The organism is Pseudanabaena sp. FACHB-2040 (genome assembly GCF_014696715.1).
Lineage (GTDB): Bacteria > Cyanobacteriota > Cyanobacteriia > Phormidesmidales > Phormidesmidaceae > JACVSF01.
This window is the reverse complement of sequence record NZ_JACJQO010000010.1, coordinates 12121-33570: the sequence shown is the minus strand read 5'-3', so window position 1 is coordinate 33570 and position 21450 is coordinate 12121. Positions and strand designations below refer to the sequence as shown.

Here is a 21450-nt window from a genome sequence, read left to right as displayed (position 1 = left end):
CTACCCGCGTCTTCTATCCCAGCTCCCGCACATAACGCTGCACCAGCAGGTCAACTCCAGTAATGGCAGTGCCCACGACCACGGCAAAGGCTCCTAGGCTCAACGCCTGACGAGCCTCTGTGGGAGAAGCGATGCCGCCTTCGCAGATCACCGGCAGATCCAGCTTCTCCACCATCTGAGCCAGCAGGTCAAAGCCGGGCGGGGTATGGCCGCGGGTTGCAGGAGTGTAGCCAAAGAGGGTGGTACCCACGTAATCGGCTCCGGCTTGGGCAGCTGCGATCGCATTTTCCAGCGTGTCCACATCGGCCATCACGGGCTTGCCCAGTTCCTCGTGGATGCGCTTAATCAGCCCTGATAGAGTCTCTTCGCCGGGCCTAGGTCGCTCTGTGGCATCGACTGCAATAATGTCGGCTCCAGCAGCGGCTACGGCTTGGGCGTGGTGAAATTGAGGAGTAATGTAGACCTCGTAGTTGGGGATGACCCGCTTCCACAGGCCGATAATGGGCGCATTCACCTGTAACCGCACCGCTTCGAGGTGGGCCGGGGTGTCAATACGAACACCTACGGCTCCCTGGTTGACTGCTGCCTCTGCGATCGCGGCAATGATCATGGGATTGTGCAGCGGTGAGTTGACGGGTGCCTGACACGATACAATCAGTCCCCCTTTGAGCGCATCCATACTTAAATCAGCCTCTTCACTTCCTACGCACTCAGATCCTATCGGCAAAGCGCACCCTAGATAGATCCCCGGCTTTTTCTGGGGGGAAGCTGAAAATTATAGCTACGCACCAAAAGCCGGGGCTCTGAAAAAGTTCAAGTCTACGACTACGCACCAAAAGCCGGGATTTAGCCGCTGACATCCTCCTGCACCCCAGATCCCCGGCTTTTTCTGTGGGGAGGCTGAAGACTACGGCTACGCACCAAAAGCCGGGGATCTAGACCTTATCTGCTTATGGTTTGGGGAACCAGGCTTTCCAGGCAGACCATTGCGAGATCAGGTCAGCCAGCATTTGGTAGCCTGGCGTCGCTGGATGGGATCCGTCGCCTCGGTTCACTTCCAGGTGCCACACAGGCGACTGCACTAGCTTTGAGTAGATCTCTAAGTAGGGCACGTCAATCTCTCGGCAGACTTCTGCAAAGAGCTGAGAAAGCGTCTCAATTCGAGCATTATGGGCTTTGTTCCCTACGGGCGGCGGGCCAACCATGAGAACCGGATAGGCTGCTTTGGCGGCAAGCAAAAGCCTACGGGCGCAGGCCACAGAGTCATCAGGGTTAACCCGCGATTTGCCGTTTTCCTCGGCGGCATCGTTTACACCAAAGGCAAATACCAGCCGTCCCTGGCAGGTTTCTGGGAGCCGACAGCTGGCCTCTGCCTGCCAGCGCTGCTCGATTTGTAGGCTCGTCTCGCGTCGCACCCCCAGGTTATAGCTAGTCAGCTCGTGCCCTGCCTTGGCCGCCTTTTGACAGACCCGGCCCACCCAGCCCAGGTATTCCGAATCGCCTGTGCCATTGACAAAAGAATCGCCGATAAAGCAAATGCGAATGTCCAAATGGGGTTCCTCTAGAAATCGTGAGCAGAGTCAGAATGGCTGACTAGGTGAAGTTCTTTTGGCAAGCGTCGGTGGTGCAAAGGGGATATTTGGGGAAGTAGATGCGATCGCGTTTGCCAAATAGCGTATAGCGGTTGTCGCGCACGTATTCGTAGACCTGATCGCCTGTAGGTTTGAGCCCAGGCAGTGCCCGATACGCATTGACAAAAATTGAGCCTAAAGGCATCAGCTGCCCAATCTCTTCTGCCGCAGCACTGCCCTGCCAGCGCCGAGTCGGGTTCTCCGCATCCAGCAAAATCATGCCCATTTCGCAGTCTTCGCTGGTAATACCGTACTGCCCTAGGGTCACCTCATCCTGCATGGGAATATAGCGAAACTGCTGTCCCTGGTCCAAGCTCTCCAGCAGCCGCACCAGGTTGACACAGAGATTGCATTGGCCATCGTAGATAACGTGATACATGGGTTAGGGCGGGGCGAGTTGCGATATTTCCTATTGTAAAGCGGAGCTTAGGGGTGAACATCCAGGCTGAACATTGCTGAAAGTTGCAAAATCAGCAGCGCCTAATTCCCTAAGTCATGATTGAAGTAGGAGAGGAGCGGACAACGTGAAGTTGCCCGTTCTCCGAGAGGTGTCATGGTTCACGCCGACTCTCCAGCCAATCCTCCATTCAATTCTCCCAAGGCTCAATCCAGGCAGACTGTCATCAAGCAGGTTAAGGCGCTGCTGGTAAAGCTCCTGCGCCGCAGTCAAGGATTTATAGCCGCACAGACCTTGCCTCACCTAGCCGATAGAACCTGTAGGGTCTATCTCGGCAAGGCGCATCAGATTCATCAAGCCCGGTGCCGACAGATTTTGCGATCGCAGCTCACGCTCGATCCGATCCAGCTTGGCTATTTTTTGGGCACCTCCATAGGCGACACCGTACTGTCGTGGTTTGAGCGCTTTTTCTACTTACCCGCACCAGCAGATCAGGCAGCTCAAAGACACCTCCTGAAAAATCTGCTCATCCAGATGGCAGAAGACCCAGAGGGTCTGTCCTTACTGAGCTTCATGCGCCATTTTCCCCATACCCTACAGTTCAATCTAGACCAGCTACTCCTCACTGCTGGGGATGTAGAACGGTTGCTCAAAGAAACCGAAACCATTCTTGCCACCCTCCAAAATTTGGCCGCAGCCGAATTGACGATGGGCTTATCCCCAGACTTTTCCCAGGCCCCCGACCTGCGAAAGCCAGGAGCATTCGAAGTTGTGCAGCACACGCTGGTGCTGGAGAGTGAAGAAAGCTCTGCTGGCAGGGAGCTATCCTCCCGGCCAATCCGGGTTCGTTGCTATCAGCCGCAGCCCTGGCCTACCCAGAGCGTGCCCGTAGTCATTCAATCTCACGGGTTAGCCTCTAGCCCAGAAGATCTAGAGGGCTATGCCCGACACTTGGCCTCTCACGGTTATTTTGTCGCCGCGCCCTGGCACGCTGGCAGCGATATGCAGCAGGTGCGAAACCTGCTAGAAGGCAAATCCCAAGACCTTTTTAAGGCTCAAGAGTTTATCGATCGACCGCTAGAGATTAGCCGTCTTTTAGACGGGCTAGAGCAGTGCAACGACACTCAATTTGGCGGCCTGCTCAACCTTCGGGCCGTTGGCGTGATGGGCTACTCTTTTGGCGCTTACACCGCGTTTGCCTTAGCTGGAGCCGCCATTCATTTCGAAACGCTGGAGGCCGCCTGCCGTCTCCCCTGGAATGAACTGAATCTGTCGCTGCTGCTGCAGTGTCAGGCGCTGGGGCTGCCGCGCGGTGCTTATCCCCTGCAGGATGCGCGCATTCAGGCCATTGTCTCTCTCGATGCAGTGGGCAGTGGGGTTTTTGGCGCACAGGGTATGGGGCAAATTCAGGTACCGGCCCTGCTGCTGGCGAGCAGTCGGGATATCGCTGCGCCCTTGGTCTGCGAGCAAATCCGTCTCTTTCAGGGCCTAAAAAACCCTCACTGCTACCTGGGCGTGATACAGGGCAAAACTCACATCAGAAACCTGCAGCGTCTGACCGAGTCTTTAAACCTGCGGGTCAAAATATTGCCCCAAAACGTAGGCACCTGCTGTGAACTCCCCTTTGACCAGTACATCAATGCTCTCAGCCTCGCCTTTTTTAACCAGTACCTGGCTCAAGGCATCGATTGCTTGCCTCAGCTTACTGCTGACTATGCGGCCTATCTCAGTCAGCCTCCTTTTGATCTGTGGCTGGTGAGTTCGGGGTCGTGGCAGGAGATGGGAGAGACACGGGGAGATGGGACGTGAAGGGGGGATAAGGGTGGGGGTTGGTTGTTTGGAGTTTGGAGTTTGAGGGTATGAGGCATCGAGAAGGGCGATTTACGGGTGATGGGAAGCTGGAGCTTTATTACCAGTGCTGGCACCCTGCTGCAGAGGTAAAAGCGGTGGTGGGTATTGTGCCGGGGTTGGGGAGCCACAGTGGGCTGTTTGGCTCCTTGGTTGAGGGCTTAGTGGCTTCTGGTTATGGGGTTTATAGCGTGGATTTGCGGGGGCATGGGCAGTCTCCGGGTCAGCGGGGCCACATTAACCGGTGGGCGGAGCTGTGTTGGGATGTGGGCAAGTTTTGGCAGCTCATGGCGGCGCAAAATCCGGGGGCGCTCTGTTTTCTATTGGGGCATAGCTTGGGGGCTACGGTTGTTTTGGACTATGCTCTGCGGTGCTCTGATGCGTTGCCGGGTGTGGTTGCGATCGCACCTGCTATTGGCCCGGTTGGGGTTTCTCCTATCAAGATGGGCATTGGCAGAGCCTTTTCGCGGGTCTGGCCTCGGTTCTCTTTAGATACAGGGCTTCCAGAAGAGGCCGGTTCTCGCTGCCCAGACTGGGTGGCTGCGTATGCGAGCGATCCGCTACGGCACCGACAGGGTACAGCTCGCCTGGCAACAGAGTTTCTGAATACTGCCAGACGGCTGCGAACGGAGCTGCTCACTCTGCAGGTTCCGCTGCTGCTTCTCCAAGGTAGTGAGGACTCGGTGGTACCACCAGACGGCAGCCGGCTGCTATTTGGGCAGCTCTCTCTTATCGATAAAGAGTACCGGGAATATTCGGGCGGCCTACATGACTTGCACAACGATATTTGTGCTCGGCAAGTGTCTCTAGATGTCGTGAACTGGATCAACCGGCATGTAGAGAACAAGGGCTTGCTCTGCGAGTTGAGTTATCACCAGTAGATAGAGGCTTGCTGTTTGATATCAGCAAGCCTGTGTTCAAAATCCAATAAATCAAAAGCTAATAAAAAGAAGAGAGTTTAAGGCAACTTAGGCAAACTGAAATTGCCTTTGTACAACCCGGTCAAAAGCTGAGAATAACCTGCACCGTATTGCATTCTCTTTACTTTTCGGCGATCCCCTGCTATAAACTCAGCTTTTTTGACCTGACATCTAGCTTTGTAGTGATTTTCGAAATGCCCCATTGCAGCCTGTTACAAAAGTTGTTTGAGATAGTTATCAATTATGGGTGACTAGAAATCAAACCGCTATGATCAATAGTACAAGGCAATAACTCATCATCAAATTGTCGTTGTTTCCTTACTTTTTATAGCTCCTAGAAAGCTCTTTCAGAACCTCTGCGTACTGCTATTCCAGGGATTTTAGAGGCAGCAAATTTATGAAATTATCAGTTTCAGCAGGCAATACTTCTGCTGTAGCTGCTGTGTTTTGAAATAGATACTCACCCCCCAGATATCTATTTAGCTGATTTACCTCATCAGTCCAAAACGGATTTCCTATTACAATCCGCTCTTCTCCACTGTGCTTTTGGTGGCGCTAAGCGCTGCCTAAAAATTTCGTTGTGGACTGTTTTGAGGTTCCCTGAATTGCCCCCGCCTTAATCGAAGCGTACAGGCACTTCTCAACCATGAATGCAATATCAGTCAGTCACTGTGCTGCCTTAGAAGCCGAAAGTCCAATTTTAGGACGCACTCTACCCGCTTTGTTGGATCAGGCTTGCGAGGGCCAGCCTTCCCTGCAGGAAGACCCCGCGGCTCCCCAGCAAACCCTCAATCAGTGGCGTCGGGGCCGATGGCAATCCCTCCCAATCCCCGAATTTCGTCGGGCCGCCGAAGAATTTGCCCTGGGCCTAGAAACCTTGGGGCTGGTTCGAGGAGACCGGGTCGCGCTAGTTATGCACAGCGACACAGGATTTGCGATCGCAGACATGGGCTGCCTGTTAGCCGGACTTGTCGATGTCCCCATCGACCTCACCCAAACCATCGAAAACATCCTATTCATTCTGCAGCAAACCGCCGCTAAGGCCCTAGTCATTTCCAATCAAGACCTGCTCAATCAGCTCATGCCCTATTTGTGGGAGACGCCGGAGTTAGGGAGTGTGGTGTTGGTGGAGATAGAAGAGACTCGGGAATATGGGGATGCGCCTCCGCGTCTCCATATCCCTGCGTCCTCTTCCCCTCACCCCGAATCCTGCCTCCAAATCCCCCGCCTCCTCTGCCAGCAACCGTCGGGATCGCCCTGTCCGTCGCCTTGTCCTCAGTGTGTTCAGCTAGCGACTTTGGCTGAGGTCAGCGCGTGGGGGTGGGAGCGGTGGTCGGAGGCGGGGGTGCGTGGGTTGCGAGATGCGATCGCACCCCACGACTTAGCGACGATTCTCTATATCCCGAGTGAGACTAAACAGCCTAGGGGCGTGATGCTGAGCCATGAGAACATCACGGCGAATGTGCTGGCGGCGTTTTCTAGCTATCCTGACCTGCCGACTGGGCCAGAGGAAGTAGCGCTGCTGTTTTTGCCGCTGACCCATATTTTTGCCAGGGTGTTTCTCTACGGGCACTTGGCCTTTGGGCACAGCATTTACTTCTCGGATGCCAATCACCTAATCAAACATCTGAGGCGGGTGAAGCCGACATTTTTAATTACGGTGCCGCGTCTGCTGGAGAAAGTGCATGAGCGGATTTTGGATCGGGCGCAGCATTTGAGTCGGTTTGATCGGGCGGTGCTGCTGTGGGCCATTAAGCTGGCTCAGCGATTTAACCTAAACCGAACGCCGCACCGTCTGTATGCGCTGCAGCTACAGTTGGCAGATCGGCTGGTGTTTGGCCAGTGGCGAGATGTGTTTGGCGGACGGCTGCGGGCCTGCATTAGCGGCGGGGCGGCGCTGTCGGAGGAACTGGTGCGGTTTTTCTCAGCGGCGGGGGTGCCCGTTCTCCAAGGCTACGGCCTGACAGAGAGCAGCGGCGTGGTCTGCTACAACCGGGGCACAGACAACCGGGCAGGTACGGTCGGAATGCCAATTCCGGGGGTGGAGGTTGCGATCGCACCCGATCACGAGATCCTCATCCGCGCGCCCTTTGTAATGCAGGGCTACTACCAAGATCCGGAGGCGACTCGACAGGCGATTGACGAAGCGGGCTGGCTCCATACGGGGGACTTGGGCACGCTCTCGGCTGACCGATTTCTCACTATTACCGGGGTCAAGAAACCGCTGTTTAAGCTCTCTACGGGCAAATATGTGTCGGCTCTGCCATTGGAGCAGGGGCTGATGAGATCTCCCTTAGTAGCCCACGCCATTACGGTCGGCCTTAACCGAAAGTTCTGCGGCCTGCTGATTTTTCCTAACCTAGAAGCCCTGCGAGTTGGGGCCGAAACCTGGGGCATTGATGCAGGTTGCCCTGGATGGCTCCAGCAGCCGCGCATTGTGGCCCTCTACCAGCCTTTGATTGATACAGCCAATTGCCACCTGCCTTACTGGTCTACCGTTCGCAAGTTTGTCCTAGTCGATGCTGAGTTGACTCAGGAAAACGGTCTGCTGTTGGCAGATGGGCGGGTGAACCGAACAGCAGTGCTGGAGCGGTTTGCCGGGGAAATTGAGGGGCTGTATGGGGGCGGGGAAGACGTGGGGAGGGGAGAACGCGGGGACGCGGAGAGAGAAGGTAGAGGAGTTTGGGGAGACGGGGAAGGGGGAGAAGCTTGTCCAGTGTATGCGAAGTCTTTGATGCGCCATTAGTCCAGTAAGCACTGCATTTTTGAGGGAAACGACCATGTTCAAGCCATTTCGGACGGCGGCTGTCTTAGGAGCAGGGGTAATGGGGGCTCAGATTGCAGCCCACTTGGCCAATGCGGGTCTGACGGTTCATTTGCTGGAATTGCCTGCTCAAAAGGGCAACAAAAATGACTTAGTGGAAGGCGCGTTTAAGAAGGCCCAAAAGCTGTCGCCGCCAATTTTCTACACCCAAAAGGCGGCTCAGCGAGTGATTCTTGGCAACTACGATGAGCACTTTGATCGGCTCGCTGAGGTGGACTGGGTGATTGAGGCAGTGGTTGAGAACCTAACCGTCAAGCAGCAGCTGATGGAGCGGGTTGAGAAGGTGGTCGGCAAGCATACCGTCATTTCTACCAACACCAGCGGCCTGTCTTTACAGGGCATTGCTCAGGGGCGTTCGAAGTCTTTTCGGCAGCGCTTTTTGGGGACTCACTTCTTCAATCCGCCCCGCTATCTGAAGCTGCTGGAGCTGATTCCCACCGCTGATACCGATCCGCAGGTGCTGGAGCGAATGGCGTGGTTTGGCCGCATGTACCTGGGCAAAGGTGTGGTGCTAGCCAAAGATACGCCGAACTTTATCGCCAACCGCATTGGCGTCTTTGTCTCCATGCTGGGCGTGAAAGCGTTTACAAATCAGGGCTACACCATTGAAGAAATCGACACCTTAACGGGGACTCTGATCGGTCGGCCCAAGTCAGCTACATTTCGCACTGCCGATCTGGTGGGGCTAGATACGCTGCTGTATGTAGCCGAAAACCTCTATCCGGCCATTCCCCACGATGAGCAGCGGCACCAGTTCCAGGTACCCGATCTGTTCCGCAAGCTGGTGGAGACGGGCACGCTGGGAGCCAAATCGGGCCAGGGCTTTTACAAGAAGGTGAAGGGAGAAATCTTGTCGCTGAATCCCAAGACCTTTGCCTACGAAGCGGCTCAGCCCATGCACTTGGGCAATCTGGACGGTATTCAGAAGATGTCTAGCCTGCCCGATCGGCTGCGGGCGCTGTACCGCCAAAAAGGCCGAGGCGGCGACTTCTTCCGCCAGTCCACGCTGTCCACGCTGGCCTATAGCGCCAACCGCATTCCCGAAATTGCCGACAGCCCTGCCGATGTCGACCGGGCGATGCGCTGGGGCTTTGGCTGGGAGATGGGGCCCTTTGAGATTTGGGATGCCTTAGGATTCGAAACTGTGGTGAAAGACCTGCAGGCGGCAGGTTTAGCACTACCTCCTTGGCTAGAGCAGATGCGGCAAAGTGGCGCAACCCGCTTTTACCGGGAAGATGGCACCGTTTATATCCCAGGCCAACAATACGTGGCGCTGGATCGTCCCGCTGACGAACTGCATTTGGCAGACATAAAAGCCGATGCAAAGCGCACCCTTTGGCACAACAGCGAAGCCGCCCTGCTAGACCTAGGAGATGGGGTGATGCTGTACGAGTTTCGCTCTAAAGCCAATACCCTCAGCGTCAAGGTGATTGACGGGCTGATCGAGGCACTGGACTGGCTAGAAACCCACGACTACCGGGGCATGGTCATCGGCAACGAGGGGCAGAACTTCTGTGTCGGCATCAACCTGGCCGAGGTCGGCAAGATCGCCCAGTGGGAAAACCTGAATCCGTTTAGTCGCAATCATGGTGCGATCGCAAACCTCCTAACCAAATTCCAAGCCCTGGTGCAGCGCATCTACTATTTCCACAAACCCGTTGTGGCCGCCATTCAAGGGCGGGTGCTAGGCGGCGGCTGTGAGCTAGCAATGGCCTGCCCCCAAGTCGTCGCCGACGCTGAAACCTACATCGGCCTAGTAGAACTCGGCGTCGGCCTCATCCCCGCCGGAGGCGGCCTGATGCGGCTGGCCCGCTGGGCCGCCAACCGAGCCATGACCGATAGCCCCAGCGACATCCTGCCCTGGGTGCAGCAGGTCTTCCAAACCGTGGGCATGGCCAAAGTTGCCAACAGCGCCTACGAAGCCAAAGAACTCGGCTTTTTGCTGCCCACTGCCAAAGTCGTGATCAACAGCGATCGCCGCCTCTACGCCGCCAAGCAGGAAGTCCTCTGCCTCGATCACCTCGGCTACACCCCGCCCTCCCGCGACCCCATCCCCGTCCTCGGCCAACCCGCCCGAGCCAGCCTAGAGCACATGGCCTACATCCTGCAGCAAGGCGGCTACGCCAGCGACTACGACCGCTCCCTTGCCAACCGCCTAGCCTACGTCCTCACTGGCGGCGACCTCACTGTACCCGCCTCCGTAGACGACGACTACCTGCTGCGCCTAGAGAAAGACAACTTCCTACCGCTAATCGACGAACCCAAAACGAAAGAGCGGATCTTGCACATGCTGAAGACGAAGAAGCCGTTGAGGAATTAAGGCAGGGAAAAAGGGGTCTAGGGTTTAGGGTCTAAGGTGCAAGGTTAAGGCAACAGCTTTGTCCGCTTCCCCATCTCTCTCACCTTCCCTCTCTCCTCTCCCCTTCACCCCCTAAACCCTAAACCCTAAACCTTAAACCCTTCACCCTATACCCCTCACCCCCTCCCCTACAGGAGCAAACCCATGACAACCAACGCCTATATAGTCAGCTCCGTCAGAACCGCTATCGGCAAAGCCCCGCGCGGTACGCTGCGCCACATGCGCTCAGATGACCTGGGTGCGACGGTGGTGCAGGGAGCTTTGGAAAAAGTGCCGGGGCTGGTCTCAAACCAGATTGATGATGTGATTATGGGCTGCGCTATGCCCGAGGCGCAGCAGGGCTACAACCTGGGCCGGGTAGTGGCGCTGCGGGCGGGGCTGCCCGATACGGTGGCGGGGGCTACCGTGAACCGGCTGTGTGCTTCGGGGTTGCAGAGCATTGCGATCGCAAACCAAGCCATTCTCACAGGGCAGGCCGAGGCGATAGTGGCTGGGGGCGCAGAGTCGATGAGTCTGATTCCGATGGGTGGGCACCAGTTTTTGCCTAACCCGGAATTGCTGGCTGATATGCCTGCGGCCTACGTCACGATGGGCATCACTGCTGAAAATGTGGCAGATCGGTTTCAGGTTTCTCGCGAGGAGCAGGATGCGTTTGCATTGCGATCGCATCAGCGTGCCCTAGCCGCCCTCAACACCGGCAAGTTCAAAGACGAAATCATCCCCATTACGGTACACGAAACCCAGTACCTTGATGGTCATGCTGTCACTCAAGAAACCCAGTTCGACGCCGACGAAGGCCCCCGCGCCGACACCAGCTCGGAAGCGCTGGCCCAACTCAAACCTGTTTTCCGCGCCAACGGCACCGTCAGCGCTGGCAATTCCTCCCAAATGTCTGATGGCGCTGCTGCAACCGTTCTCATGAGCGAAGCTCTAGTCAATGAGTTGGGCGTGCAACCGCTCGGCAAACTCCTAGGCTTTACCGTCGCCGGAGTGCCCCCCGAAATCATGGGCATTGGCCCCGTCGCCGCCATTCCTAAAGTGCTCAAGCAAGTTGGGCTGACCTTAGAAGACATCGGCCTGATCGAGCTAAACGAAGCCTTTGCCGCCCAATCCATCGCCGTCATCCGTGAGCTGGGCCTCAATGAGGACATCGTTAACGTCAATGGCGGTGCGATCGCACTGGGCCACCCTCTCGGCTGTAGTGGTGCCAAGCTCACTGCGACTCTGCTCCATGAAATGCAGCGTCGTGGTATTCGCTATGGCCTAGTCTCCATGTGCGTCGGCGGCGGTATGGGCGCAGCGGGGGTATTTGAGAATCTCATGCTCTGAGGATGTGGAGATAGGGAGATGAGGGAGATGAGGGGGGTAGGGGAGGTGGGGTAGTTAGAGGAGCCAGGTTTTGGGGTTTTTGATTAGCTGAACTAGGCCGCTGAGGATTTGGTTGTAGGTGCTGTATAAAGCTTTCGCTTGTTCTGGTTCTAAGTATCGGCACTTAACTGCGAACTTTAGCCATACCTGCGTTTCAGCCGACTCAGCTTCACAGTCATTGAGCTTGGCAATAAAAGCTGCTTGGTATCTTCGCTTTCTCCAAGCCTCGGCCATGTTTGCACAGACCGATCGAGAAGACCGCCGCATCTGATCCGTCAGAGAATATCGCTCTTCAACAGGAAAAGATTTTGTCAGTTGAAAAACCTGCATCGCTGCCTCAAAAGCCATCTGGTAAATCACCAAATCCTCATGACTCTTAATCAACCTCCGCTGCCCCACCTCCCCCATCTCCCCTAACTTCCCCATCTTCCTAACCTCCTTAAACTTCCTCTTCTCCCAACCAATTCTTCCCATCCCAACACTCAAACCAAGGAATCCAGCCATGCTTCACCCCACCCTCCCCATCTCCCTCACCCTCCCTATCTCCCTCACCCTCCCCACCCTCATCATCTCCCTCATTGCCCTTGCTTACATCGGCCCACCGCTTTGGCTTTGGACTCTCTACGCTGCGGCGGCCCTGGTTCTCTTCTACGCTCCGGTTCCTCTGTGGATTGCCTTTGCAGTGGTGGCGCTAATATTCAATATTCCAGTCTTGCGGCGGCAGCTAGTCACGGGCTGGATTGCGCTACTGGCAGCGAAGCAGCTGCCGAAGATTTCGGAGACAGAGCGGGCGGCAATTGAAGCGGGAAATGTCTGGGTCGAGGGCGAGTTCTTCACCGGCAAGCCCAACATGCAGCGGCTGATCAACGAGCCTTACCCGGAGCTGTCGCCGGAGGTGCAGGCGTTTCTGGATGGGCCGGTGGAAGCGGTCTGCCAAATGGCGACGGACTGGGAGATTTACCAGCGCAAGGATTTGCCGCCAGAGGTGTGGAAATACCTCAAGCGGGAAAAGTTTTTTGGCATGATGATTCCGCCGGAGTTTGGGGGCTTGGGCTTTTCTAACCTGGCCTATAGTGCGGTGATGGTAAAGCTGGCGTCGCGCTCGTTTACCCATGTGGCGACCGTGGGAGTGACCAACTCCCTTGGCCCGGCCAAGCTGCTGCTGCGCTACGGCACGCCGGAGCAAAAGGCTCGCTATCTACCGCGTTTGGCAATTGGCGAAGAAATTCCCTGCTTTGCGCTGACGGAGCCGACGGCTGGCTCTGATGCGGCTAGTCTAACCTCGCACGGAGAAGTGTTTCGAGGTAAGGATGGAGAGCTGTATCTGCGGCTGAACTGGAAGAAGCGCTACATCACGCTGGGCGCGATCGCAACTCTGCTCGGTCTAGCCTTTCGCCTATACGACCCCGAAAATTTGCTGGGTAAAGGCCACGACTTGGGCATTACCTGCGCCCTGGTGCCTACCGATACGCCGGGAGTGCAGCTAGATCGCCGCCATGACCCAATGGGGGTGCCTTTCTTCAACTCTCCGACTGAGGGGCATGACGTGATTCTGCCAATTGACCACATTATTGGCGGGGTTGAGCAGGCGGGGCAGGGTTGGAAGATGCTGATGCAAACGCTGGCGGCGGGGCGGGGCATTAGCTTCCCTGCCACCTGTACGGGCGTGGCTAAAATGGTTTCGCGGGTTGCCAGTGCCCATAGTGTGGTGCGGCAGCAGTTTGGCCTCTCCATTGGCCGCTTTGAAGGCATTGAGGAACCGCTGGCCCGGATTGGCGCGCTGACTTACGTTATTGATGCGGCTCGGCTCTATACCTGTGGCGCGGTGGATCGGGGTGAACGACCTGCGGTGGTGAGTGCGATCGCAAAATACAGCACCACCGAATTAGCTCGCCAAATCATCAACGATGGCATGGACATTCTTGGCGGTTCTGGCATTTGTCGGGGGCCTCGCAACTTGCTGGCCAATATCTATACCGCTATCCCGATCTCCATCACCGTTGAAGGAGCCAACATTCTCACCCGCACCCTGATGATTTTTGGTCAGGGCGTGATTCGCTGTCACCCTTACATATATGGAGAAATTCAGGCGCTCCAGTCTGCTGATTTGGTGGCGTTTGATCGGCTGTTTTGGGGTCATTTGGGGTCGATTGTCAGCAATAGCTGTCGCAGTGTGGTGCTGAGCTTGACCCGAGGCAGTTTGGTGCGATCGCCAGTGCCGGGGCCAACGGCTGTCTACTACCGCAAGCTGGCCTGGGCTTCTACGACCTTTGCGCTGCTGAGCGATGTTGCCCTGCTAACCTACGGCGGCAGCCTCAAGCGCAAGGAAAAGCTGACGGGTCGCTTTGCCGATATTTTGACCTGGCAGTATCTGGCGACAGCAACCCTGCGACGATATGAGGCCGAATGTAGCCAAGCCGCTGATCTGCCTTTGGTGCAGTGGAGCCTGGAATATGCCTTTGCTCAAATGCAGCAGGGTTTTGAAGGGATCTTCAGCAATCTGGATATTCCCGTTGTGGGGGCTCTGCTGCGTGGTCCTCTGCTGGCCTGGTTGCGGCTGAACCCCATCGGCACGCTGCCTTCTGATCGGCTGGGCAGCCAGATCGCTCAGGCTTTGCAAACGCCTGGAGAAACCCGCGATCGCCTAACCGCAGGCATCTACATTCCTACCAGCGAACAGGAAGCTTTGGGCCGTTTGGAGCAGGCGTTTGGGTTGACTCACCAGACTCAGGCGGTGCTGAGAAAGATCAAATTTGCAAGCCAGGCTGGGCAGATTCCGGCTGGTAAGCCTGAGCATTTAGTCGATCTGGCCTACGAGGCTCATCTGATTACTGACGAGGAGATGGATCTCATCAGCAGAACGAACCTGATTCGTAATGACGCCATTCAGGTGGATGACTTTAGCTTTGAGGAGTATCAGCAGGGCGCATTGACTTCCCCTTTATCCATTGAGGAGGAGGAAGTGGGAGTGTAGTTTGGTTTGGAAAAAGGTGATTGAAAGGGGCGCAGATCCCTGCGTCCCTCTAAGCTCATTAGACGCCAGTAACTGTGGCAACTCAGCCAACCATCTTGCGGTATTGGTTCAGGGAAACGTTATGCTGCGCCATCGGTTACCGTAGTTTCTTCAACTACCGCTGTTGATAGTATCAAGGTCTTCGGGCAACACTACGGGCATCTCTGTACTAACGAATCCAGAAGCATCACGAGTGACGATAGCGTCAACGCTATGCGCCAAGGCACAGGCATACTGCACTGCGTCTTCAAAATCTTCAAAGTTTAACGCGAGAGCCTGTTCTAGTATTTCTAAATCAACTGCACAAATATTTACCTCTGACATAACTTGAGTAATTGCATCTTGAGCAGCTATTTCCCCTGCTACTCGACGAATGATGTAGTAGATATTCGTGATTGTTGATGCTGCGATAAAACCTTCAATTTCTCCAGCAATACGCTCAAATAGTCTTGCTGCATTTTCCACAAAAGGTTCTCGCTCTTGCAGAAAATCAAGAACTACGTTGGTATCAATAAGAATTCGCATTACTGATACTTCTCGGTCAAATAGGTTACATAGTCCTCCTTGGCATTACTCTGACCTGTGGCTGCTGAAGTTTTGGCAATACCTCGTAGCCGGGATAGGTTGCCTCGCTTCGGCTTAGGATTGGCTTCCTGCTTCAGGGATTCTAAAAGAGCTTGTACCAACTGCCAGCGAGCGTCAGTCGAAAGCTGCAGTGCTTGTCTTTGCAATTCTTGTGGTGTCATTTGTCCGGAATATGCGGGCCTGCTGTCTACAATTGTAAATCTTCAAGATTTTGAAGACTCAGGAACAGAAGGTAAGCTAACTCCTACTAGAGGGCTTACTCTTCGGCCACGCTTCTACCAAAAGCTAGGTAAGCGATCGCAACCCTGCCTACACCTGCACATCCTTGTAAATTCACTCGATTGAGCACTCAAAGCCTAGGCCCACAGGGGTAATCGTGTCCCCTGCCTGACGCGGAGAGTATAGCCACGTTCGTCCTTCGCCTTAGCGGCAGGCCTCTACCCACATTGCCTCAGAGTCGATAGCTTGGCTTAAGGGAAAAAGTTTAGGGAAATGAGGGGAGGGTGCGATCGCAACTTGCTTAACTGCGATCGCACCCTCTCCATCCTGCTGAGCAATTACCAATCTTCGGATACAGGAGCCAGCATCATTAGTTCTGAAACTTCGTCATCGGCAATAGCGGGCCGCACTGTTTCCAGAAGTTCAGGATACTGGTCGGCAAGCTGTTCTTCGGTGAGGCTGGCACTCAAGACTGCGCCTGCTTCGTCGGCAATGGTGTAGCGGTAGCCAGCCGGGGCAGAGGTAATGGTGACGGTGCGATCGCGCAGTGCCAGTTGAGCCACAACTGGGTAAGTATCAGCTACGGGCGCTTCGCTGTCTGCCTGCCCCAAGCCTGCCAAACTAACTATTGATGCTACTGCCAGTAAGCTTGCTACGATAAACCGCTTCATCAGACTGACCTCACAGGACTGAAGTACGCCTACAGTTTAACTGATCTGCCAAGTGCTACTGGGTTCAGCTTTTGCCACGAACACCTACCGACAACCGCTATTTTGTCCGCATCAACGCAATGTTAGCTAGCTCAGACAGAAGGACGATTCAACCAGCTTGCTATCGGCCCTTCCAGTTGCACCTGCTATGAGAATCATGGGAATTGCTGTTAAACCTTGTACTCATACCTTGCTACAAAATAGGGCCCAACTTGGCGATCGCTATGATGCCGGAACCCAAAGTTTTCATAAAATCTTCGCAAACGTAGACGATCTGCGGCACAGTCTAGACGTAGGAAGCTTTTATCTAAATCTTGGCTCTGCTTGACGGCCCACTTCATTAGTTCTGTTGAAACGTTGCTACCCGCAAAGCACCGTCGCACTGCCAGCCGATGAATGAATGCTGAATCTTCTTGAGGAATATCTGGCCAAAACATTAAGTCTTCAAGCTGAAACTTAACAGCTCCAGCGGGCTCGTCTTCAACAAAAGCCATGTAGAATAAGCCCGCTTCAACGTCTTGGCGAATTGCCTCTGGAGAAACCTCCTCCTTCTCCCACAGCGTCATGTTTTGCTGTTTGAGCCATGAAGCAGCTTCGTCCAAAATATCTGAAACCGCTAACAGGTCATTTGGAGCCGCTTGACGCACTGAAATAGATAGCATCTGCATAAGATCGACTTAAAGCACCAACAAGCGAATTTTCAATGGCGTCTCCACTCTTAACTTAAAGTAGTCTAACTAGAGTTAGATTGGATTAAGGTTTTGAGAAACTCAACAACTCCTTAAGATGTTGGGTTTACACTTTGTTTAATCCAATCTACACAATGCTGAACTAATTCATGCTCTGTTTTAGTTTGAGGATTGGTTAGGTTTCAGTTTGTGATTGAGGTGATTGTTGTTTCTTCCAGTCGTCGGTCAGTAGACCTGCAAAACCCCAATCTTCGTCTGCGATTTCTTGAATAACGATATGCGTATGCTCTGGCTTCTTTCCCAAGATACGCACAAGGGAAGCGGTCACCTCTTGGACTAGTTGAGCCTTTTGTTCCCTCGTAGCACCTTTTGTGATCTGGATATTCACGTATGGCATGGGAATTCCTCCGTAGGCGTTTAACTCGCAAAAGGTTTGATGGTGTCGGCGAAGACTGAACTCAAGCCACCTAATTGAATCGTTGCTTAAATTGAATGATTTTTTTGGCAGCTCGTTCAATGTCCAAGCGGGCTTCTAGGTGTCTATTTTGGAGCATAAGCACCTCTAGTGTAAATGACTTGAGCCGTGGATAATATTTCGTGGCGGCGAATGGGATTTTGGCTTCGTTCGATTGCCCGTTTACTCACCAAATCCACTTTGCGCTGCAAGATTGCTTCTAGTTCTTGTTGCATGCGGATATGGTCGAAGAGGCTCCAATCAGCATCGGGGCTAAAGGCGATTAGAAGATCAATGTCGCTGTGATTATGAAAGTCGTCTCGCAGAACGGAACCAAAGAGAGACAGTTCGGCAACCGACCAGCGATCGCAAAAAGCTGAGATTTTATCTTGGGGCCAAAGAATTGGTAGAGAAATCATATGAGCTTGGAAGTACTTCTCCGAGTCATGTCGTCCGACGCTCACGGATTAGACCCTCGGAGATCTTCTTGTCATTAATTCTATTGTTCTCATAGTTGCGCTGCCTATGCTCTAGTTATAATCTCGTAGGATGTGTTAAGCAAAGCCGTCACGCATCTTGAAACCGAAGCTTAATGCGTTACGCTAGCGCTAACGTATCCTACTGGACTACTGCGACGGGCACGCTTTGCTCTGCCCATCCTACGAGATCTACTTTCCTATGCCCGTCACCCACAGCCCCGCCGGATAGGATCAGCTCCAGCAAAAATTGAAGAAGCCTAACGCCTAGAGGCCAGAGTTTTCCCGATGGATTTCTAGATAGTAGCCAAACGTTATGTTGACAGCGCTAGATGTTAATTACGGATTATTCAGCTCAACCCAAGCTGTGACTTGGCTTTCAATAGTGTGCATCTGCATTGCATAATCATCTGGCCATTTATCAAAAGCTTTACTCTTTATTTTTTCTAGTATGTCAGGTGGCACATTAGGGTTTTCATATTCTGATACTTGAGTGATGGCCTCAAACTGCTGATTTATGGTATAAAGTTGCATCTCAAAGTCATCTGGCCATTTCTTAACCGATTTATTAAATACAATTTGAAAAAGCTTATTGGAGCCAACTTGAGATTCCAATTTTTCAATGTTTAGGTAGGCTTCGGTTTGATTATCCAGCACATACTTCTGCATTGCAAAGTCATCCGGCCATTTACTTGTGGCTCTAGCTCTTATTATTAAGTTGATTTCATTTGGGATTTTAGTCATTTTGGCAACTTCCTCAGTTATCTAACTAGTATTTCAGCGGCAAATATGACGTCTAATACCGGCATATAAAGTGTTGTCTGGCCAAGCCGAAGTTTAATAACCCGATATGAAGTATTAGATGCCATTTCTGGTATTTAATACCCGTCTCATCGGAATCAACTGTCAAATTTGACGTTCAATACCTCTTTGGCTCGAAGTTATCTGTTAGATTTGCTGCCTGACACCCCTAATTAGGGGTATTATCTGTCAAGCTTCTGGCCCACGGCTCCAAATTTTAGAATTGGTATAGCTTCTGAAATCCCTGGCTGAAGGGGAGAACAACCAGGGATTCAACTACAACAACGGGGGCTAGCGTAACTGCCGGTAACGGAGCAGGTAGCTAAACACCTCTCCCTGCTCTGGCGTAATCACAATCCCCGACTCTGGAATGGTGAACAGCTTGCTCCACTGGAGTTGCTCGGCATAGTTCAGCAGGTGCAGGTGATTAATCGCGCCGCGCACACCTTCGGGTGAGCCGATGATGATATGGCGCAATTGCTCTCGCCCTAGCTGTGCAGGCGGCTTTGCAAGGATGAGGGGACTGGTCGCCTCGCCTTGGCGGGCAGACGATAACAAGTAAGGTAAACAGAGCATTTTGGGATTCTCCCGAAACGGTAGGGTAGGAAATCCCAAAAACTTGGCCGCCCCAGACACACGCAGTTCAGGGCGGCCACGGGTAAAATTACCCTAGCCTCCGAGACAGCTACATCCTGTCGAAGGGGTCAGCTGCTGGTTGGAGGGCCTAATCTCCTTCCAGTAGCGTTCGACCAAATTTTTGGGTGGACAAGCTGCACGCACACAGCTATAAATCAGGAATCTACCCTATCTAGCCCTGCGAAGCAAGTCTAATTTGCTACAGAGCCTCCACACCATTTTGAACCTCAACCATTGACTGCTCACTAGGCAACGCTTAGCGGCTATCCGTCTTGGCAAAAATTAACATCCTTGTCAGCACCCTTAAGAGCCGACTTCTAAACAGAATCTTCCGCTAGCCGACGTAGCATGAAATGAATCAGCACCCCGTAGATCATAGCTAGATATAGCTCAAAAGTTAGAGGAAAAGACAAGGTTAGGCTTCTAGACTGATGGCACGAATGTAACATTTCCTTCTTCAGAGGGTCTTCGCAAGTCTGCTAATGTTACAGGGTGAAGAAATTTGCCCAATTCATCATTCGATCCAGTAGCTATTTAATCAAGTTGAGGAATTTACTATGGCAACGAGCATCTTGAGTAAAACAATTAAAGCTATTGGGCTCAGTCTGCTTTTAGGATCATTTGTTTTTGGTTCAGTTGGATGTGAAGCAGGCACCGAACAGGAAGGCGTCGGTGAAGAAGAAGGCATTGGTGAAGAAGAAGAGGAAGAAGGAGAAGAGGAAGAAGGAGAAGAAGATTAGCTGCTCATAGTTAAGAAGCTTAAAAGGTCTTCATTAATGCAGTTCAAAGAGGTTGCTCTATCACTGGGGTAGAGCGACCTCTTTGAATTAGTCACTACAGAAAGATGGCTCATGGCACGGAAGTGTAAGTTTTCTGCTGGTTACTTGGGCTGATTTAACGAAGAATCAGGGGTTTCAGCCGTAGCTTACACAAAAACCTGGACATTCCCCATGGCACTCCAGACATCCGACAACTCTACTGAAGAAATCTACGCTCCTGTGCTTTACCAGCTTTAGCTCCTCTTGAGAAATCAGCTCTGAGAACCTTGAGTGGACAGTTAAATAAGGTCTATTACATCGGCAATACGATGTTGCGATCGCACATCACACCCTTGCGACAACCAGATACCTTATGTCGCAACCTCTACTCATTCTGTAGACACCCCAATAGGCTCTGTCGTCAATACACAAGACTCTCAGCATAGAGCAATACTTTATTTGCACAGCTCTTTATGCCATCTGCTCAATGCACAACAGCATAAACGTTGATGCATATCAATAAACAACGCATTGACAGAGCCTATTCACCCGCTTCAAGCCCCTAGTGCATCAACGTTTCAGCATTTGCCTGAGCTGATTGGTAAAGGCATCCCCGCAACATCTTCTCCGCTACTGTTAAATTGCTTTAGCAGCAGGGCAACTTAAATCAAGCCGGAGCGGCTAGTTTGCATCCTGGCAACCCCCTTTGCTCAGCCCAAAGATCTTTCTGCATTTCCAATGCTCAAGTTAGCTTGGGGCAATTTTGGGTTTCCCCACAGGGCCGCCTTCCCCCTGAAACTCAATTTCAGCAGATGCAGCAGACCATTGAACACTCCAAAACACCATCAAAAGAGGTGCTTTTTTTATGGCAATCGTCAACATCACCCGTCGCCTACCTGGCAAAGTCATTGAAGCCGATATCAACGCACTCAATGGCCTCGGAACCGTCACCAAATACATCCCTGTTCGCAGCGAAGCCACACCCGAAGCGCTAAAAGACGTTTATGAAACCATGTTGGCTAAGCAGCAGAAAGAAACCGAGCTAACCGTTACGCTCAAAGCCGCCGCCGATGCCGTTCGTCAGGCCGAGTGGGATTTTCACAATGCTGTTTTAGCCATGAAAGAATCCATCAAAGGCCAGTTCGGCCCAGACAGCGACGCGGCTCAAGCCGTTGGCTACAAGAAAAAGTCAGAATACAAGCGTCGCCGTCGCCGCAGTGCCTAGCAATCGCTGGTTCAAAGCCTAATAGTTTCCCCAAGGCTCGTGAGGTGACTCATGAGCCTTTTTAAGGGAGGCGTCATCAGTCAACATCGGAGGAAAACGGCACTACCAATAAGGTGGAGCTGTACTGGTTGCGAACATCAATGGAGACAACAAGCACTGGACGTTTTTTAGTATCGCCGCCTTGGCGCAGTGCTTCGGAAAGATAGATCGTGCCCTGGTGTGGGAAGGAAACCGTTGTCATCCTGGCTCAGTACCTGCCTAGGGGCTTTCATCATCCCAATGTTGGAGGGCTGCATCTTGGGTCTCTTGTGCCCAAGTTTCCTCTTCCTGGATATCGCTTTGGGGACGGTCTTGATAAAACTGGCGCAGTTGGGCCTGAATCTGTTGGGCACGCCATAGCCGTAGGGCTGCTTCAATCACGGCAGAGCGATTGTCTGAGAATTGGTCAATGGCGTCGAGCAAGTCGGCGTCAATAGTAACGGAGACGCGACGTTTGTTGGGTGCGTTTGCCATGAATACAGAAGCTACAGGGAAGCT

The 21450-nt window shown here is 53.2% G+C and carries 22 protein-coding genes and 1 pseudogene; 8 read left to right on the top strand and 15 right to left on the bottom strand.

The genetic code is table 11. The annotated features are described in order from the left end of the window. Positions 1-13: 13 nt before the first annotated feature. From H6G13_RS12860 to H6G13_RS12850, 3 genes are all read right to left on the bottom strand, one after another. The gene (locus H6G13_RS12860; RefSeq protein ID WP_190483621.1) at positions 14-679 is read right to left on the bottom strand and encodes an N-acetylmannosamine-6-phosphate 2-epimerase; all 666 of its coding nucleotides are present in this window, start codon (positions 677-679) and stop codon (positions 14-16) included. Between the two features lie 271 nt (positions 680-950). Further along, positions 951-1550 carry a GDSL-type esterase/lipase family protein gene (locus H6G13_RS12855; protein ID WP_199305883.1) on the bottom strand — a complete coding sequence of 200 codons (600 nt, stop codon included), beginning with the start codon at positions 1548-1550 and terminating at the stop codon, positions 951-953. A gap of 43 nt (positions 1551-1593) precedes the next feature. Continuing rightward, positions 1594-2010, bottom strand: a complete 417-nt coding sequence (locus H6G13_RS12850; RefSeq protein ID WP_190483620.1) for a DCC1-like thiol-disulfide oxidoreductase family protein — start codon at positions 2008-2010, stop codon at positions 1594-1596. Positions 2011-2184: 174 nt separating this feature from the next. Here H6G13_RS12850 and H6G13_RS12845 point away from each other — a divergent pair, with 174 nt between their 5' ends. The 5 genes from H6G13_RS12845 (at position 2185) to H6G13_RS12825 (ending at position 11308) form a co-directional block, all read left to right on the top strand. Then, a complete protein-coding gene (locus H6G13_RS12845; RefSeq protein WP_190483619.1) occupies positions 2185-3837 on the top strand; it encodes an alpha/beta hydrolase in 1653 nt (550 codons plus the stop codon). A gap of 50 nt (positions 3838-3887) precedes the next feature. Next, complete coding sequence (locus tag H6G13_RS12840; protein WP_190483618.1) at positions 3888-4757, top strand: alpha/beta hydrolase; 870 nt, start codon at positions 3888-3890, stop codon at positions 4755-4757. Positions 4758-5442: 685 nt separating this feature from the next. Then, positions 5443-7542: an AMP-binding protein gene (locus tag H6G13_RS12835; protein WP_190483617.1), complete on the top strand. Its 2100-nt coding sequence runs from the start codon at positions 5443-5445 to the stop codon at positions 7540-7542. 34 nt (positions 7543-7576) lie between these two features. Next, complete coding sequence (locus H6G13_RS12830) at positions 7577-9940, top strand: 3-hydroxyacyl-CoA dehydrogenase/enoyl-CoA hydratase family protein (protein WP_190483616.1); 2364 nt, start codon at positions 7577-7579, stop codon at positions 9938-9940. Between the two features lie 183 nt (positions 9941-10123). After that, a complete protein-coding gene (locus H6G13_RS12825; protein WP_190483615.1) occupies positions 10124-11308 on the top strand; it encodes an acetyl-CoA C-acyltransferase in 1185 nt (394 codons plus the stop codon). Positions 11309-11362: 54 nt separating this feature from the next. On the opposite strand, the gene H6G13_RS12820 is transcribed toward H6G13_RS12825, so the two are convergent. Further along, positions 11363-11773, bottom strand: coding sequence for a four helix bundle protein (locus tag H6G13_RS12820; protein ID WP_242028298.1), 411 nt, complete (start codon positions 11771-11773; stop codon positions 11363-11365). A gap of 76 nt (positions 11774-11849) precedes the next feature. On the opposite strand from H6G13_RS12820, the gene H6G13_RS12815 reads away from it, so the two are divergent. Further along, positions 11850-14321, top strand: a complete 2472-nt coding sequence (locus H6G13_RS12815) for an acyl-CoA dehydrogenase (protein ID WP_190483614.1) — start codon at positions 11850-11852, stop codon at positions 14319-14321. Positions 14322-14471: 150 nt separating this feature from the next. Here H6G13_RS12815 and H6G13_RS12810 read toward each other — a convergent pair whose 3' ends face one another. The 9 genes from H6G13_RS12810 to H6G13_RS12770 form a co-directional block, all read right to left on the bottom strand. Further along, the gene (locus H6G13_RS12810) at positions 14472-14885 is read right to left on the bottom strand and encodes a PIN domain-containing protein (protein WP_190483613.1); all 414 of its coding nucleotides are present in this window, start codon (positions 14883-14885) and stop codon (positions 14472-14474) included. Continuing rightward, the gene (locus H6G13_RS12805) at positions 14885-15106 is read right to left on the bottom strand and encodes a hypothetical protein (protein ID WP_190483612.1); all 222 of its coding nucleotides are present in this window, start codon (positions 15104-15106) and stop codon (positions 14885-14887) included. Before H6G13_RS12805 ends, H6G13_RS12810 begins: the two co-directional genes overlap by 1 nt. A 262-nt stretch (positions 15107-15368) precedes the next feature. Continuing rightward, positions 15369-15509 (bottom strand): hypothetical protein, encoded by a 141-nt coding sequence (locus tag H6G13_RS12800; RefSeq protein ID WP_190483611.1) that lies wholly within the window; start codon positions 15507-15509, stop codon positions 15369-15371. Then, positions 15503-15835: a hypothetical protein gene (locus tag H6G13_RS12795; RefSeq protein ID WP_190483610.1), complete on the bottom strand. Its 333-nt coding sequence runs from the start codon at positions 15833-15835 to the stop codon at positions 15503-15505. The genes H6G13_RS12800 and H6G13_RS12795 overlap by 7 nt, the downstream gene beginning before the upstream one ends. A gap of 209 nt (positions 15836-16044) precedes the next feature. After that, on the bottom strand, positions 16045-16542 hold the full coding sequence (locus H6G13_RS12790; protein WP_242028297.1) for a GNAT family N-acetyltransferase: 498 nt from the start codon (positions 16540-16542) through the stop codon (positions 16045-16047). Positions 16543-16738: 196 nt separating this feature from the next. Then, the gene (locus tag H6G13_RS12785; protein ID WP_190483609.1) at positions 16739-16960 is read right to left on the bottom strand and encodes a 4-oxalocrotonate tautomerase family protein; all 222 of its coding nucleotides are present in this window, start codon (positions 16958-16960) and stop codon (positions 16739-16741) included. 143 nt (positions 16961-17103) lie between these two features. After that, positions 17104-17436, bottom strand: coding sequence for a nucleotidyltransferase family protein (locus H6G13_RS12780; RefSeq protein ID WP_190483608.1), 333 nt, complete (start codon positions 17434-17436; stop codon positions 17104-17106). A gap of 396 nt (positions 17437-17832) precedes the next feature. After that, positions 17833-18237: a hypothetical protein gene (locus H6G13_RS12775; RefSeq protein ID WP_190483607.1), complete on the bottom strand. Its 405-nt coding sequence runs from the start codon at positions 18235-18237 to the stop codon at positions 17833-17835. A gap of 348 nt (positions 18238-18585) precedes the next feature. Next, the gene (locus tag H6G13_RS12770) at positions 18586-18870 is read right to left on the bottom strand and encodes a hypothetical protein (protein ID WP_190483606.1); all 285 of its coding nucleotides are present in this window, start codon (positions 18868-18870) and stop codon (positions 18586-18588) included. Positions 18871-19487: 617 nt separating this feature from the next. Between H6G13_RS12770 and H6G13_RS12765 the strand changes: the two genes are divergently transcribed. Together H6G13_RS12765 and H6G13_RS12760 are read left to right on the top strand one after the other, a co-directional pair. Beyond that, a complete protein-coding gene (locus H6G13_RS12765) occupies positions 19488-19670 on the top strand; it encodes a hypothetical protein (RefSeq protein WP_190483605.1) in 183 nt (60 codons plus the stop codon). An 883-nt stretch (positions 19671-20553) separates the two neighbouring features. Continuing rightward, on the top strand, positions 20554-20913 hold the full coding sequence (locus tag H6G13_RS12760) for a hypothetical protein (protein ID WP_190483604.1): 360 nt from the start codon (positions 20554-20556) through the stop codon (positions 20911-20913). Positions 20914-20995: 82 nt separating this feature from the next. Here the strand turns inward: H6G13_RS12760 and H6G13_RS12755 are convergent. Together H6G13_RS12755 and H6G13_RS12750 are read right to left on the bottom strand one after the other, a co-directional pair. Further along, a pseudogene (locus H6G13_RS12755) lies at positions 20996-21154 on the bottom strand (type II toxin-antitoxin system PemK/MazF family toxin); the annotation flags it as partial. 17 nt (positions 21155-21171) lie between these two features. Further along, the gene (locus H6G13_RS12750; protein ID WP_190483602.1) at positions 21172-21426 is read right to left on the bottom strand and encodes a ribbon-helix-helix domain-containing protein; all 255 of its coding nucleotides are present in this window, start codon (positions 21424-21426) and stop codon (positions 21172-21174) included. Positions 21427-21450 lie beyond the last annotated feature (24 nt).